Annotated in this window: 12 protein-coding genes; 1 reads left to right on the plus strand and 11 read right to left on the minus strand. The window is 34.3% G+C overall.

The features are described from left to right. Nucleotides 1-5 precede the first annotated feature (5 nt). The 9 genes from coaBC to ERL59_RS11820 form a co-directional block, all read right to left on the minus strand. Nucleotides 6-1,208 carry a bifunctional phosphopantothenoylcysteine decarboxylase/phosphopantothenate--cysteine ligase CoaBC gene (gene coaBC, locus ERL59_RS11780; RefSeq protein ID WP_160646421.1) on the minus strand — a complete coding sequence of 401 codons (1,203 nt, stop codon included), beginning with the start codon at nucleotides 1,206-1,208 and terminating at the stop codon, nucleotides 6-8. A 113-nt stretch (nucleotides 1,209-1,321) separates the two neighbouring features. After that, entirely contained in the window at nucleotides 1,322-1,519 is a 198-nt protein-coding gene (gene rpoZ / locus ERL59_RS11785) for a DNA-directed RNA polymerase subunit omega (RefSeq protein ID WP_160646422.1), read from the minus strand. 2 nt (nucleotides 1,520-1,521) lie between these two features. Continuing rightward, entirely contained in the window at nucleotides 1,522-2,124 is a 603-nt protein-coding gene (gmk, locus tag ERL59_RS11790) for a guanylate kinase (protein ID WP_160646423.1), read from the minus strand. A 14-nt stretch (nucleotides 2,125-2,138) separates the two neighbouring features. Then, entirely contained in the window at nucleotides 2,139-2,402 is a 264-nt protein-coding gene (gene remA, locus ERL59_RS11795) for an extracellular matrix/biofilm regulator RemA (protein ID WP_160646424.1), read from the minus strand. Nucleotides 2,403-2,467: 65 nt separating this feature from the next. Further along, a complete protein-coding gene (locus ERL59_RS11800) occupies nucleotides 2,468-3,352 on the minus strand; it encodes a YicC/YloC family endoribonuclease (RefSeq protein WP_160646425.1) in 885 nt (294 codons plus the stop codon). Between the two features lie 28 nt (nucleotides 3,353-3,380). After that, nucleotides 3,381-5,258 carry a bifunctional homocysteine S-methyltransferase/methylenetetrahydrofolate reductase gene (locus tag ERL59_RS11805; protein ID WP_160646426.1) on the minus strand — a complete coding sequence of 626 codons (1,878 nt, stop codon included), beginning with the start codon at nucleotides 5,256-5,258 and terminating at the stop codon, nucleotides 3,381-3,383. A 212-nt stretch (nucleotides 5,259-5,470) separates the two neighbouring features. Next, a complete protein-coding gene (locus ERL59_RS11810) occupies nucleotides 5,471-6,673 on the minus strand; it encodes a nitrate/nitrite transporter (RefSeq protein WP_160646427.1) in 1,203 nt (400 codons plus the stop codon). Nucleotides 6,674-6,972: 299 nt separating this feature from the next. Beyond that, the gene (gene dapF / locus ERL59_RS11815) at nucleotides 6,973-7,818 is read right to left on the minus strand and encodes a diaminopimelate epimerase (RefSeq protein WP_160646428.1); all 846 of its coding nucleotides are present in this window, start codon (nucleotides 7,816-7,818) and stop codon (nucleotides 6,973-6,975) included. Between the two features lie 502 nt (nucleotides 7,819-8,320). Further along, the gene (locus tag ERL59_RS11820) at nucleotides 8,321-11,098 is read right to left on the minus strand and encodes a calcium-translocating P-type ATPase, SERCA-type (protein WP_160646429.1); all 2,778 of its coding nucleotides are present in this window, start codon (nucleotides 11,096-11,098) and stop codon (nucleotides 8,321-8,323) included. Nucleotides 11,099-11,273: 175 nt separating this feature from the next. Between ERL59_RS11820 and ERL59_RS11825 the strand changes: the two genes are divergently transcribed. Then, nucleotides 11,274-13,040 carry an Rqc2 family fibronectin-binding protein gene (locus ERL59_RS11825; RefSeq protein WP_160646430.1) on the plus strand — a complete coding sequence of 589 codons (1,767 nt, stop codon included), beginning with the start codon at nucleotides 11,274-11,276 and terminating at the stop codon, nucleotides 13,038-13,040. Nucleotides 13,041-13,369: 329 nt separating this feature from the next. Here the strand turns inward: ERL59_RS11825 and ERL59_RS11830 are convergent, their stop codons facing one another. Further along, nucleotides 13,370-14,221, minus strand: coding sequence for a PHP domain-containing protein (locus ERL59_RS11830; RefSeq protein ID WP_160646431.1), 852 nt, complete (start codon nucleotides 14,219-14,221; stop codon nucleotides 13,370-13,372). Nucleotides 14,222-14,436: 215 nt separating this feature from the next. Next, entirely contained in the window at nucleotides 14,437-15,342 is a 906-nt protein-coding gene (locus ERL59_RS11835; protein WP_160646432.1) for a selenium metabolism-associated LysR family transcriptional regulator, read from the minus strand. Between the last annotated feature and the right edge of the window lie 233 nt (nucleotides 15,343-15,575).

A 15,575-nucleotide genomic window follows, 5' to 3' on the forward strand; every position in this document is an offset into this window, starting at 1 on the left:
CCACCTTATGACATTTTCGAAGCAGCCATTTTAAGAATTTGTTCTGAAACCTGCTCTTTGGTTAAGAGTGGTAATTCTTTAATAAGTCCCATTTTATCATATAAATTCACTTTATTTGTATCTGTACCAAAACCAGAACCAAGAGCTGTCACATCATTAGCAACTAACAAATCACAATTTTTATTTTTCAGTTTTTCAAGTGCATATTTTTCTAAATCATTTGTTTCTGCAGCAAAACCGATTAAAAATTGATTTGTTTTTAATTCACCTAATTTTTTTAATATATCTGGATTTTTTTGAAGTGTTATTGTTAAAGTATCATCTGATTTCTTTATTTTTTTATCATATTGTTTAATTGGGCGATAATCAGCAACTGCAGCAGCTTTGATCACCATATCCATTTCATCATAACGACTTAATACAGCTTCATACATCTCTTCTGTTGTTTTGACACATACATTTTCCAGTCCCTGTAACACTTTTAATTGAGTGTTCGCTGATATTAACACGACTTTAGCCCCCATTTTATAAGCCGCTTCTGCTAAGGCAAACCCCATTTTACCAGAGGAATCATTTGTAATGTAGCGAACTGGATCTATGCGTTCTAAAGTTCCTCCAGCAGTAACTAACACACGTTTCCCCTTTAATAATTGTGAAGATTCAAAAGTCAAAAAATGCTGTTGAACTGCCTCATATATGGTTTCTGGTTCAGCTAATCTACCTTCACCTACATACCCACAGGCTAATTGACCTGATCCAGGATTCACAAAATGAATATCCCGTTGCTTCAACATTTGTATATTTTGTTGTACTGCTGGATGAGCATACATATGTACATTCATTGCAGGTGCAATCATAATTGGGGCCGTTGTAGCTAATAGTGTTGTACTCAACATATCATCTGCTATCCCATGGGCCATTTTTGCAATTATATTTGCTGTGGCTGGGGCAACCAAAACTATATCTGCACGATCTGCTAAGTCAATATGAGAAACTACAGCCGCATCTTTTTCATCAAATATATCCACGGTAACAGGATTTCGAGATAACGTTTGTAATGTCAGTGGTTGAATAAATTGAGTTGCAGATTTAGTCATAATAACATGAACATTCGCACCACTTTGAACCAACTTACTACATAAAGAAGCTGCCTTATATGCTGCAATGCCTCCACTAATGCCTAGTACGACTGTTTTACTTTTCAACATATAAATCTCCCCTAATTTCTAATATCAATAACTCCAATCAGAATCTTTCTAAAAGGTAATGAATAATCAAAAAAATAACAACCCTTAGGTTGTTTAAAATATGAAGTATTAACTTAATTGTTCTCTATAATTAAAATGTGATCATTATAAATCTCTTCTAATGCCTTACCAACATACTTACTTGATTTTACCTTTTCTAACTTTACATGCTTGCCATCTCTAAGCAATCTCGCTTCTTTTGAAACAGCTACAACAAGTGAGTATTTGCTATCAATTCTATCAACAATTTCATCAATGGACGGATATAACATGATTACACCCCTTCTTTCGTTTTATTCTCAATAAATCGGAACCTTTTACAATGTTCTGCTACAATAATACACTCTATCTTTGAACACGCATTATCTATCTTATCATTAACTACAGCATAATCATAATGCTTCAATAATTCAATTTCCTCTTGAGCCATCGATAATCGATGTTTAATGTTATCAGCTGTCTCAGTACCTCTTCCTTCTATACGATTTTTCAACTCATCAATAGATGGGGGAACTAGAAATACATAAACAGCCTCGGGAAATTTTTCCTTTACTTTTAAGGCACCCTGTACATCGATTTCTAAAATGATGTCTTCACCAGAGTCAATTGTTTTTTTCACAAATTCAATAGGAGTTCCATAATAATTCCCAACGTACTCTGCCCATTCTAAAAGCTCATTATTTTGAATCATTTTTTGAAATTCTTCTTTTGTTTTAAAGAAATAGTTAACACCATCAGCTTCACCTTGACGGGGCTTTCTAGTAGTAGCTGATATTGAATAAATAAGTTCAGGTTTACGTTTACGCAATGCTGCACATACTGTCCCTTTTCCTACACCAGAAGGGCCGGACAATACAATTAATAATCCTTTTTCCATAACACTCTCCATCGTTATTCGTCATGTTCATCTTCTTTGTTACTTGTAAGTCTTTGGGCTACTGTTTCAGGTTGTACGGCAGATAATATCACATGATCACTATCTGTTAAAATAACAGCACGGGTTCTACGTCCATATGTAGCATCAATCAACATATGACGGTCACGTGCTTCTTGAATAATTCTTTTAATGGGTGCAGATTCTGGACTGACTATAGAAATAATACGATTTGCAGAAACAATATTACCAAATCCAATATTAATAAGTTTTATGCCCATTTCAGTTCCTCCCTATTACCTATTCACAGATATCCTCTATGATATACATATGAAGATCTTGGCTATCATTGAATATTTTGAACTTGTTCTCTAATTTTCTCTAGTTCTGCTTTCAAATCAACGACTTTGTTTGTGATTTCGGTAAAATTAGACTTTGATCCGATTGTGTTGACTTCTCTATTCATTTCTTGAATCAAAAAGTCTAACTTGCGCCCAACAGGCTCAACTTGATTAAACAATGTGTAACATTGTTCAAAATGACTTAACAAACGGGTTAACTCTTCATCTATATTAGCACGTTCTGCAAGTAAGGCAACCTCCATAGTTAGACGAGATTCATCTAATTGTTTGTCAGATAAAACTTCTTGAATTCTCTGAAATAACTTTTCACGCATTTGTTCAACTGCTCTAAGTGCCATAGACTGAATTTGTGTATGGAGCTTTTCCATCACTTGCACTCGTTTTATTAAATCATTGCGTAAATGACTCCCTTCTTTAGATCTCATTTCTAATAATTGATGCAAAGCTTCTTCTAAACAATCTGTAATGAATTGATTCATCACTTCATCTTGATCAGGTAAATCTTTACGCAATGATACTAGATCAGGTATAAGCATAAGATCTTTTAACGATAATGAATCATTTAGTTTATAACGAGTTTTAAGCTGATCAGCAGCTTGAAGGTAACGATCTGCTAGTTGCCAGTCAATCTCCACTTGTTCTTCAATATGGGATTCCTGCTGTTCTATTGTCATAAATACTTCTACACGACCGCGCTGAATCCTTTTTTGAATGATTGATTTTAACTTTTCTTCAAGTGCCAACCATTCACGAGGCATTTTTATTTTAATTTCACGATAACGGTGGTTGACTGTTTTTATATCAACTTGAATTTGATAACCATTCATCAACCTGATAGCTTGACCAAAACCAGTCATACTTTGTAACATTTAGACACATCCAATATTTTATTTTAATTTATTTTGAGATTGGGTACAAGTAATTATCATGATTTGTTTTAAGCCATACATATTGGGTTAGCTCAGTAGTCATTTTATAAGACATAAAAGGAGTGATCAAATAAATACCTTTAAAATAACTTACAGCTGTATCTAATAATTCCTTTGCAATTTCTACCCCTTCTCTTCTACCCTCTTCTCCTGATAACCCTACCATTCTTTTTCTTATTTCATCTGACAATTGTATACCGGGTACTTCATTGTGAAGATATTCTGCATTCCGCTCGCTTGCAAGTGGCATAACCCCTATAAAAATGGGAGTTTTTAAATGTTTTGTAGCTTCATAAACGTCTTTAATTAATATAGGATCGTAAACTGGCTGAGTCATAATATAGTCTGCTCCAGCCTCAATTTTTCTTTCAAGTCGTTTTATCGCTTTATCCAAATGTTTTACATTTGGATTAAAGGCAGCCCCTACTACAAAATTTGCCTTTTGCTTCAATGGTCTTCCGGAAAAAGATATACCTTCATTAAGCTGTTTAATCATTCTAATCATTTCAAAGGAAGTAGTATCGTAAACAGAACTAGAACCTGGCAAATCACCAAATCTGGCCGGGTCACCTGTTACTGCTAAAACATGATCAATGCCCAGGGCATGCAGTCCCATCATATGAGTTTGAGATCCTATTAAATTACGGTCACGACAAGCAATATGCACTAATGGACGGATATCGTGTTTTTCTTTAATTAATTGCCCTAATGCTAAATTACTCATTCTTGTTACTGCTAATGAATTGTCTGCCATGGTCACGGCATCTGCTCCCACTTGTTTTAAAGCTTCTGCCCCTAACATGAATTTGCTTATATCCAGATCTCTTGGGGGATCCAACTCAACAATGACTGTATGTCTTTGTTTAACAATTTCAACTATGGTAGGTTTTTTCTCTTCTAATATATTGTTAAAATTGCTAGTTTTATGATTAGTTCTTAAATCCTTAGTAGCTTTGCTAGTATATGGAATGTAATCCAGTGGATCAAAACTTTTTAGTGCATCAGTAATTGCTGCAATATGCTCAGGAGTAGTTCCGCAACAACCACCGATAATTTTAGCTCCTAACTTGGCAAAACGCAATGCACTTTGCGCAAAGTATTCTGGGGAGGCCATGTAAGTATACTCCCCATCTACATAATCAGGTATTCCTGCATTTGGAAAAACAGATAACGGAACTTCCTCTAGAGTAACATTCTCTAATGTTCTTAACATCAAATTAGGACCGCTTCGACAGTTTAATCCAACGATATCTGCGCCATGCTCTCTAACTTGATCAAATGCTTCTGATATTGAAAATCCATCAGAAGTACGCCCTGCATCTTCTATAGCAAATTGACAAATGATTGGAAGATCACTTTTTGAACGTATAATTTGTATAGGTATAATTGCTTCGTCTAAATCAAAAAAAGTTTCTAGCATAAACCCATCTACTATCCCATTTAATAAAGCATCAACTTGTTCTTCAAAATCTTTTCTTAATTGTTCTGTAGAAATGTTATTTCGACGACCAGCTCGAATGGAGCCAATAGCCCCAACAACATATGCATCCTCTCCAACAGCACTTCGCGCGATTTCTACCCCCGCACGGTTAATGGCTTTCACTTCGTTTTCTAAACCATATTTAGATAACTTTTCTCTAGTTGCGGTAAACGTATTCGTTTCAATCAAACGAGCCCCTGCCTCGTAATATTTACGATGTACTTCCGCTATGACATCAGGTTTAATGATATTAAACTCTTCATACGAAATACCCACAGGAAATCCAAGATTATATAAATAAGTTCCCATTGCGCCATCACCGGTAATGATATTGTTTTTTAGTAGTTCGCGCAAATCTGGTTTCATTTCCATCCCCCACATTTAAAATATTATATTATAATGTATCATAAAACGGACAGAAAGATAAGTAAAATACTAAATCTTTAATAATTTGTTGTAAATTATGTTGCAGCAAAAAAGGACGTCTTTCGGTATTAAATAGTTACTTAACATACCTTAAAGACAATCCTTTTTTTACACCTTATTTAGAAAATCATCAATAAACCGTAATCAATCTTCTAAACTTTATTAACCATAACTTGAGCTTTGCTAACTCGACTTGCTCTTTGCATGACTACTAATATAACAATTGCCACTAAAATAGTTGCTGATACCCACCAGAAGCCGTAGGTGTATGTTCCAGTAAGTTCTTTGAAAGTCCCTAATATATTTGGTAGGAAAAAACCTCCCAAACCACCAGCAGCCCCAACAAAGCCAGTTAAAAGCCCGACCTCTTTAGGGAATTGTACAGGAATAACTTGAAAAAGTGCTCCATTGGCTGCGCCTAAAAAAAGTAAAGTTAGAAACAACATAGCTAAAGCAACATAAACAGGTGGAAGCGTTCCTACTATTAATAATGTAATCATCGCACCGCTAAATAGAAATACTAATAAACGTATTCCTCCGTATTTATCTGCTAAAAACCCTCCGATAGGACGTATAAAGCTACCTGCAAAAACGCATATTGTAACAAAATCACCAGCTGTAACTTTACTTACACCATACTGATCATAAAAGAATAAAGTTAAATAACCTGTTAAACCAACAAAACCACCAAAAGACAAGCTATAAAAAAAACTATACAACCATGTGTGTTTATGTTTAATCACATGCAAGTATTCTGTAACTTTCATAGGTTTAACAGCCTGAGGGTTATCTTTTGCTAATGCAGTAAATACCACAAACGCAATGAATAAAGGTATAAGTGCTATACCAAAAACAGCTTGCCAACCGTACATTTCAGCTAAACGTGGGCCAAACAAAGTTGCTATGACCGTCCCACTATTACCCGCTCCTGCGATACCCATCGCTAAACCTTGATGTTTTTTAGGATACCAACGACTTGCCAATGGTAAGGCAACAGCAAAGCTAGCTCCAGCTACACCTAGTAAGAACCCTAACATATAAATTTGAGGTAAGTTATTTGCGAACAACCATCCCCATGCTAAAGGAATCATTGTTAAAATCATACCGATTTGACCAATACGTTTCCCACCGTATCTATCTGCCATTAACCCCATGGGAATTCGTAATAAAGCTCCTCCTAATACCGGAATACCAACCATCATACCCTTTTCAAAATCAGACAATCCTAAATCCTCAACAATAAAAGTACCTGTAGGACCTAGTAAAACCCATATCATAAAGCTAATATCAAAATATAAAAATGAAGCAAATAATGTTGGGTTATGTCCACTTCTTAAAAATTCTTTTAATCTCATCTCACCCACACTCCTTAAACTAATGGTAACTCCTTATTAAATTGTAAACGCATCCAAGAGGTAAGGATGTGACATTTATCACAGTTAATTATAAGTTCATAAAATATTCATTTTATATACATGTTTAAAGTTATGAAGATATTCATTGAAACATCATTAACCCAAAGAACCTCCTTAACCACTTAGTAATTTTATTGAAGGTTCAATGAGTTTTTGTATTTGTCGAAAAAAATCATATTTGATATTGTTTTGCGCTTACCCGGGAAATGACCAGTGATGTTTACTCTTACTCCTTCCAATTAAGAAATTGAAAGAAGAAACTTCCCTTGATACACTTCTTCAGCTGGACCCGTCATGTATACATGATTATCTTCTTCATTCCATTCAATGAATAGATCTCCACCTTTCAAAGAAACAGTGGCATTTCGATTTGACTTTTCATTTAATACAGACGCAACTACAGTTGCGCATGCTCCAGTTCCACAAGCTAATGTTGGACCAGCTCCTCTTTCCCAAACACGCATATCCATCAAAGAATTATTTTTTACCGTAACAAATTCAACGTTAATTTTATTCGGAAATATTGGGTGCTTCTCAAGTTTTGGCCCCCATGTATCTAAATCAAAATTCACAGCATCATCCACATATATAACGCAATGAGGATTCCCCATAGAAACAGCAGTAAAATAAAACTTCCTTCCATCAACTTCAATTGGATGATTAACAACTACCTCTTGATCAATCGTAGTTGGTACTTGTTTACCTTGTAATATTGGCTCGCCCATATTCACTTTAACTGTTTTTACTTTACCTTGGTCTACGTTCAACCATACTTTTTGTGCACCCGCACCAATGGTTTCGATTGAAATTTCCATATTATTTGTTAATCCATGATCGTATAAATACTTTGCCACACAACGTATCGCATTCCCACACTGCTCAGCCTCTGACCCGTCAGAATTTATAATACGCATCATAAAGTCAGCCTTTTCTGAAGGAAGAATATAAACTAAACCATCTGCACCAATACCGAAATATCTATTACAAACTTTAATAGCTAAATTCGAAACATTTTCCGGTAATTGTGTTTCCCCTACAACAATAATGAAGTCGTTGCCTAAACCATTCATTTTTGTAAATTCCATTATAATCACTCCTTCAATCTAATCTACAATAATTTAACATGATTGTTCAACTAATAAAATAGATTTTAATACATTAATTTTGTATTCACAAACGACTTAATAAAATACTTTTTACATTTTAGGAAACCTGTGTATTCTGGCCTCATAAGAAAAGAACCTCCTAACCACTTACCCAGTGAGTTTGAAAGTCCTTTAGTTAATTAACCTGCGTAGCTTTGTTTCACTTTTTGAGACTTTATGATCCGGGCCCCGCAAAAGTAATAGGATTAATCTTCTTAGGATTTTCCTCACTTTTGTGGGTATTGTTTTTCTGGGGTCCCCGAAAAGTATTCGCCAGTTAAGATCACACCACGTCCATGTGGTGAACACTGGCACCAGTTCATCCAAGAACTGGGGATAAACATAGAAGTATTACTTCACTTTTTGGAACTTTATGTTCCTGGCCCCGCAAAAGTAATAGGATTAATCTTCTTAGGATTTTCCTCACTTTTGTGGGTATATATTACCTTGCCATCGGTTTAGAGCTAAATTTGATTTTTTTCTTTTTTCTAAACATGGTTTTAAAGATACTTCCAGCACCAAAGAAGAAACTTGGAATTCCCGCAAATACTAATACTAACGACCATTCATTCAAGCCCAAACCTACTGTTTTAAATATTGGTTGCAAAAAGTCAATATATAATACACCTAACAATAACAATACGGAAGATACTACCGCTATAACTAAATACATATTTTGAAAAATGTTCCTATGAAAAATGGATTGTGAGCTTCTGCAATCAAAAACATGTATGAGTTGAGCCATCACTAGTGTTGAAAAAGCAACTGTCTGTGCTTTTACTAATGTATCTGGATCTCCTGGGTTTTCTCTTAGAACAATCCAAAAGGCAGCAAGCGTACATATCCCAATCACAATCCCACGGCTAATAATTTTCCATCCTAACCTTCTACCAAATATATTTTCCTTTGCTGGGCGAGGTTTTTGTTTCATCAAATCATCCTCAGCTTGATCTACCCCAAGAGCCATAGCAGGTAACCCATCGGTAACTAAATTTACCCATAAAATTTGAATTGGAACTAAAGGAAGTGGCATTCCCATCATCATAGCAATAAACATTGTTAAAATTTCTCCCACATTTGAAGCGAGTAAGTAGCGAATAAATTTACGAATATTTTCATAAATCCCTCTACCTTCCTCAATTGCTGAAACAATGGTAGTAAAATTATCATCACTTAATACTAATGCAGATGCTTCCTTAGAAACATCCGTTCCCGTTATTCCCATAGAAATTCCAATATCAGCAGCTTTGATGGCGGGTGCATCATTTACTCCATCACCTGTCATAGCGACAACGTGACCTTTTCTCTGAAGTGATTTAACAATTCTTAATTTATGCTCGGGTGATACACGTGCAAATACATTAACATCATCTATAATCTGATCTAAATCATCATCTGACAATTCAACAAGTTGTTTTCCATTGATTGTACGACCACCATCTTTATAAACAATCCCTAATTGTCTGGCAATCGCTTCTGCTGTCGTTTGATGATCTCCTGTAATCATCACTGTTTTTATCCCTGCTTTTTTACATTTAAATATAGCATCGTGAACTTCTTTTCTAGGAGGATCTATCATACCTGTTAATCCAACAAATATTAAGTTGTTTTCTAAAGTTTCACCATCATCTTGCGATTCTGATGTTCTTATATCTCTATATGCTAAACCTAATACTCTTAATGCAGATCTGGCCATCGCTTCGTTTGCAGATAAAATTTTCTTTCTTAATGTCTCATTCAACGGTGTTACTTTCCCTTCCCATAGAGCATAAGAACAACGATCTAACAATAAATCAGGTGCTCCTTTTGTACATATTAACTTACCACCTTGATGTTTTACGATGACAGACATTCTTTTTCTTTCTGAATCAAATGGGAGTTCCTTTTCTCTTTGATATAAGTTTTGTAAGGATGAATACGTCATACCTGCTTTAGCACCCAGTACAAGTAAAGCTCCCTCAGTAGGATCTCCTTCAATAGTCCAGTCTGTTTGTTGCTTTATGTTTCTCTTTTTGTTTTGTTTATCAGATGTTTTTTGCAAAGTAGCATTATTACAAAGGACTGATATTTGCATTAAACGTCGAATAGATGAATCTTTTTGTACATCCATCGTTTTTCCTTTATGTTTTAGCTCTCCAGCAGGTCTGTAGCCGTCTCCTGACACTTCTAAAATTTTATCTTCCATCCATAAATGAGTCACTGTCATTTTGTTCTGTGTTAACGTTCCTGTTTTATCAGAGCATATAACAGAAGCACACCCTAACGTTTCTACAGAAGGAAGTTTTCTCACTATGGCTTTTCGTTTTATCATTCGTTGTACGCCCAGTGCAAGTGCGATCGTTACGATTGCAGGTAGACCCTCTGGTATAGCCGCAACTGCTAAACTTACACCAGCCAAAAACATCCCGTACGTTGGTTGTCCATGCAATATTCCTGCAACAACAACCATAATTGTCAGCCCAATCGATAATGCAATTAATATTTTTCCTAACTGTTCTAAACGATGTTGAAGTGGAGTCTCAGCTGATTCTGTATTTTGAATCAAATCTGCAATTTTACCCATTTCTGTATCCATTCCAGTTTTAACAACAACACCTTTTGCTGTTCCTTTCGTAATCATGGTTCCCATAAAGCCTAAATTTCGTTGATCACCTAAAGGAACTTCATCTTCTTCAATTGCCTCATGGTGTTTTGTCACAGATACAGATTCACCAGTAAGTGCTGATTCCTCTACTTGTAATCCATTTGTATTAATAAACCTTATGTCTGCTGGAATTCGATCACCACCAGTAACTAAAATCAAATCGCCAGGTACAAGCTCACTTGCTTTAATACTCATCTCTACTCCATTTCGAATCACTCTAGCTGTAGGTGCAGACATTTCCTTTAAAGCTCTCAAGGACCGTTCAGCTCTAAATTCCTGAATAAAACCTAAAATACCATTCATAATAATGATAGCAATGATTGTTATAGCATCCAAAAATTCACCCAGCAACCCAGATATCAATACCGCACCAACTAATACTAGCACCATAAAATCTTTAAATTGATTTAAAAATAGAATAATAGGTGAAATCTTTTGTTTTTCGATGATCACATTTTCCCCATACTCTTCTTTATTCCTAGTTACTTCCTTTTCAGAAAGTCCTTCTCTGGCATTTACTCTGTATGTTTCTAACGTTTCATCTGTGCTTAGTTGGTACCATTTCCTTTGACTCATCACTTGTCCCCCTCCCTAAAACCTGTCTAGGGTAAATGTATTCAGACAAGCCACAAAATATCACTTTTATAATGAACTTTTTAATCTTTCCAATATAGTATAAAATAAGGAGATAATTGCAATAAAAACTACCACTAAGTATTGATTTAAAAACAAGAAATGGAGCATACAAATTATGGCTATAGATGGACTAGTTATTCACGCGCTCATACACGAGCTTCAAAATTGTGTAGGTGGAAGAATAAATAAAATATATCAACCAAACGAGCATGACATACGTTTGCATATACGAGCTCAGGGTAAAAATCAAAAGTTGATTTTATCGGCAAACCCTACCTATCCCAGAGCTCATTTAACAGAAGGATCATCTCAAAATCCAATGGAAGCCCCGATGTTTTGCATGTTATTAAGAAAACATTGTGAAAATGGCATTATTGAGTCTATTGAACAAATAGAACTTGAACGAATATTTCATATCAAAGTTAGGCAAAGAAATGAATTAGGTGATTTTAATCGCAAAGTCATAGTAGTAGAAATTATGAGTCGTCATAGTAATATCATATTGTTGGATATAGAAAAAAATATGATTTTAGATAGTATCCACCACGTTAATGCCCTAATTAATAGACATAGAGTTGTTTTACCAGGCGCAGAATATATCACTCCTCCTGATCAAGGAAAAATAAATCCGTTAAATTGTTCAGAGGATCAAATGAATGAGTTGTTTAGAAATACTGACCAGCAAGAGGATGAAAAAACTTGGCAATTTGTCCTAAACCTCTTTAGCGGTATCAGTCCAATTACAGCTAAGGAAATCGTCAGCCGAAGTGAAATTCCATTAAGCTGTTTAGTAAACGAACTTCTAGAGAACGAACAACAAAAGCAGAAATTGATAAAAACATTTATAACACTTATGCAGCAATTAAAAAATAATCAATACCAGCCTACTATCTTAGAAACCTCTAATAAAATTTTATTTAATATTTTAGAACTTACACATGTTCAGGGAAAAATGACATCCTTCAACTCCATACACCAATGCTTGGACGAGTATTTTGGAAGCAAAGTTGAAAGAGATATTATACGACAAAAAGTAGGGGATCTTCTAAAATTAATTCAAAATGAAAAAAATAAAAATATAAAGAAACTTAAAAAACTGAACAGAACGATAGTGCAGGCTGAGGAAGCAGATATGTACCGTATTTATGGTGAACTGCTTACCGCATCTCTTCATGAAATCAATCGTGGAGATAAAGAAATAGAAGTCATCAATTATTATGATGAAGATCAGAGCAAAATTAAAATTCCATTAAATCAAAAGTTTTCACCTTCAGAAAATGCTCAATATTATTTTAAAAAATATACAAAAAGCAAAAATAGTGTATCGGTAGTAAAAGAGCAAATTGTAGTAACCGAAAAAGAAGTAGAATATTTAGACACCATTCTTCAACAAATAAGTTCAGCATCTATCTCAGATATAGACGAAATAAAAGAGGAATTGATGGAGCAAGGTTACATTAGAAAAAGAAATACTGGGAGAAAGAAAAAGAAGAAAAATGACAAACCTACTCTAACTTGTTATACCTCAAGTGAGGGAATTCAAATTTATGTAGGGAAAAACAATCTCCAAAATGAGTATTTAACCAACCGTTTTGCAAGTTACAAAGATACATGGTTGCATACAAAAGATATACCCGGTTCACATGTTGTGATCAAAAATACCGAGTTTGGGGAAAAAACGTTAGAAGAAGCCGCTATGATTGCAGCTTATTTCAGTAAAGCAAAGGAGTCAAGCCAAGTCCCCGTTGATTACACTCTTATTCGTCATGTACGTAAACCGAATGGTTCAAAACCTGGGTATGTGATATACGACAATCAGAAAACAGTTTTTATTACACCTGAAGAAGAATTGATTAAAAAGTTGGAACAGAGTGTAAAATAACACGATATATTTAATATAAAACAAAAATAAATAGTATGCCCAGTCAATAGTGGCATACTATTTCCTTTAATCAAATTCTTTCTTATATTACCCATTATGGTATAATCATTACTAACTTAAACAACTTGCTTCTTCATTAAGTAAATACTGATTCCCATCGTCCAATAAAACCCATCTACAAACCATATATTAAAACCTCGTAATCTATCAAGAGCAATCGTCACTTTTGATGAGCTCTGATAACTTTCATTAATTTCATTTTTTAACCTCTACTTTTAGAAATAGTTAAATAATATATTTTTACCCTGATGTTTGTTCTTCAATGATAATCAATCATTTGATTTTTTCTTTAACTCTAACAAAACATCTATGCTAATTTTTCGGCCACCAATGGGAGCATGAAATACTTCTCCATTTCGTTCACCATGAAAATCAGAACCTGCTGTTACAACTAATTGATATTTTTCAGCTAATCTAAGGTACTTCTCTTCTTGCTCAGAGTTGTGATCCGAATGATATACTTCTAATCCATCTACCCCATGCTGAATTAACTGTTCAACCAATTGATCATTTTCATATAATCCGGGATGCGCGATTACAGCAACGCCTCCAGCTTGTTTAATCCAATCAACAGCTTCAGAAGGATGAATACGTGGAGGGTTTACAAACGCTTTCCCATCTTTGCCTATGTATAATTCAAAAGCTTCCTTAATCGTTTTAACAATTCCTTTGTGGACGAGTACTTCAGCAATATGAGGTCTTCCTACTGTTTGCTTTGTTTTTTTCTTTGGAGCTAGCTCTAAAACATCATCCATCGTAATTGCTATACCTAGATCTTGCAACTTTTTAATCATCATATCATTACGAATAGATCGCACATCACGAAGCCGATCTAATCGCTTTAAAAAAGTTGTATCTTCATAATTTATATAATAACCAAGTATATGAATATCTAATTTATTCGCAACAGTACTAATTTCAATACCTGGAACAACTTCAATTCCAATTTTTTTACCTTCAGCTATTGCATGCTTTAATCCTGATACAGTATCATGATCTGTAATTGCTATACCTGCTAAACCTTTTTCTTTAGCCATGTTTACATTTTCGCTTGGCAGATGAAGTCCATCAGAAGCTAATGTATGTGTATGAAGATCTACGTATTGATTGTTATTACTCATGATAAACCTACTTTCATTTACAATATTTAAATTCTAATAAGATTAATCTACAGAGTTTCTCTTCACTTTTTCAATTTATATTTAATTGGCTTTGGGCCCCGAAAAAGAAATAGGACTAATCTAAAGCTTCACCATACTTTTTTTAATTTCTCCCGGTTCCCTGAAAAAGTAATAGGAATACTCTTCAAAGGCTGACTTCACTTTTTTAGGATAAATTATAGCCATTTACCTAAATCACGTTCTCTAAGAAAATTCAAAAAAGTGATGGCTGAAATCGGTAAAATTGCAGTATTTATATGTACTGAATAAAAATCTCTTTTAAAAGAAATACCATGGATCGTTCTAGTGTGTAACAAACCTAATGTTTTTTCATGTTTTACAGATGAATGTGAAAGTATAGAAATACCGGAACCAGATTCCACAGCTGATTTGATAGCACCTGTACTACCTAATTCCATTACAATATTCATAGAGCTTAAATCAACCCCATGTTTAGATAATTCTTTTTCCATAACTTGTCTAGTTCCTGAACCTTGTTCCCTTAAAATAAATGGATATTTTAATACATCTTCTAGCATTAAGATATCTAACTCCAAAAGAGGATGGTTTGAAGGTAAAATTAATGTAAGTTCATCACTTAACACAGATTGAGTTTGCAAATCTGGATGTTGAATCTCTGCCTCTATTAATCCAAAAGTTAATTTATGTTTTAATATTTCATCTAATATTTGAGTTGTATTATTCACTTTTAAACTAACTGAAATATCTGGATATTCGGATGAGAAAGGGGCCAAAATTCTTGGTAAAATATATTCACCTATAGTAAGACTGGCACCCAGTTGTAATCTAGCTTTTAAAGAGTGTGTAAATTTAGACATTGCCTCATCTGTTTCTTTAATTAAATGAATGCACTGTTTAGCGTAAGGCAATAAAGTCTTACCTGCTTCAGAACAAACTACCTTTTTTGTAGTACGGTGAAACAATTTAGTACCAAAGTGTTCTTCAAGCGCTTGTATTTGCATCGTTACAGCAGGCTGAGTCATATGTAAAAATTGTGCAGCTGCAGAAAAACTGCCTTTTTCAGCAACCGTAAAAAAAATATGAAGTTGATGAAAATTCAAGATGAATCATCCTCTCCATTTCATTGAGAATCTTTTTTACTATTATATATTAAATTTCATACTAAAGATAACTAAATTTATAATACTACGAGTATAATAATTACAATATACCACTTAAAAAGATATAATATTTTACATTTTTGACTTGAAATATTCATTATAGTTTTCATTTATCCTTTTAGTTCAACTGTATGTGTTTAGTCTTGTCATAACTGCGCCATCGGATGCATCAA

The sequence above is a fragment of the Chengkuizengella marina genome (genome assembly GCF_009910845.1).
Classification (GTDB): Bacteria; Bacillota; Bacilli; order Paenibacillales; family KCTC-33759; genus Chengkuizengella; species Chengkuizengella marina.

Excerpts from the sequence above, each read along its gene's own strand:
- coaBC (WP_160646421.1), bottom strand. The coding sequence starts at position 1,208 with ATGTTGAAAAGTAAAACAGTCGTACTAGGCATTAGTGGAGGCATTGCA.
- dapF (WP_160646428.1), bottom strand. The coding sequence starts at position 7,818 with ATGGAATTTACAAAAATGAATGGTTTAGGCAACGACTTCATTATTGTT.
- rpoZ (WP_160646422.1), bottom strand. The coding sequence starts at position 1,519 with ATGTTATATCCGTCCATTGATGAAATTGTTGATAGAATTGATAGCAAA.
- ERL59_RS11800 (WP_160646425.1), bottom strand. The coding sequence starts at position 3,352 with ATGTTACAAAGTATGACTGGTTTTGGTCAAGCTATCAGGTTGATGAAT.
- ERL59_RS11825 (WP_160646430.1), top strand. The coding sequence starts at position 11,274 with ATGGCTATAGATGGACTAGTTATTCACGCGCTCATACACGAGCTTCAA.
- ERL59_RS11830 (WP_160646431.1), bottom strand. The coding sequence starts at position 14,221 with ATGAGTAATAACAATCAATACGTAGATCTTCATACACATACATTAGCT.
- ERL59_RS11805 (WP_160646426.1), bottom strand. The coding sequence starts at position 5,258 with ATGAAACCAGATTTGCGCGAACTACTAAAAAACAATATCATTACCGGT.
- ERL59_RS11820 (WP_160646429.1), bottom strand. The coding sequence starts at position 11,098 with ATGAGTCAAAGGAAATGGTACCAACTAAGCACAGATGAAACGTTAGAA.
- remA (WP_160646424.1), bottom strand. The coding sequence starts at position 2,402 with ATGGGCATAAAACTTATTAATATTGGATTTGGTAATATTGTTTCTGCA.
- gmk (WP_160646423.1), bottom strand. The coding sequence starts at position 2,124 with ATGGAAAAAGGATTATTAATTGTATTGTCCGGCCCTTCTGGTGTAGGA.
- ERL59_RS11810 (WP_160646427.1), bottom strand. The coding sequence starts at position 6,673 with ATGAGATTAAAAGAATTTTTAAGAAGTGGACATAACCCAACATTATTT.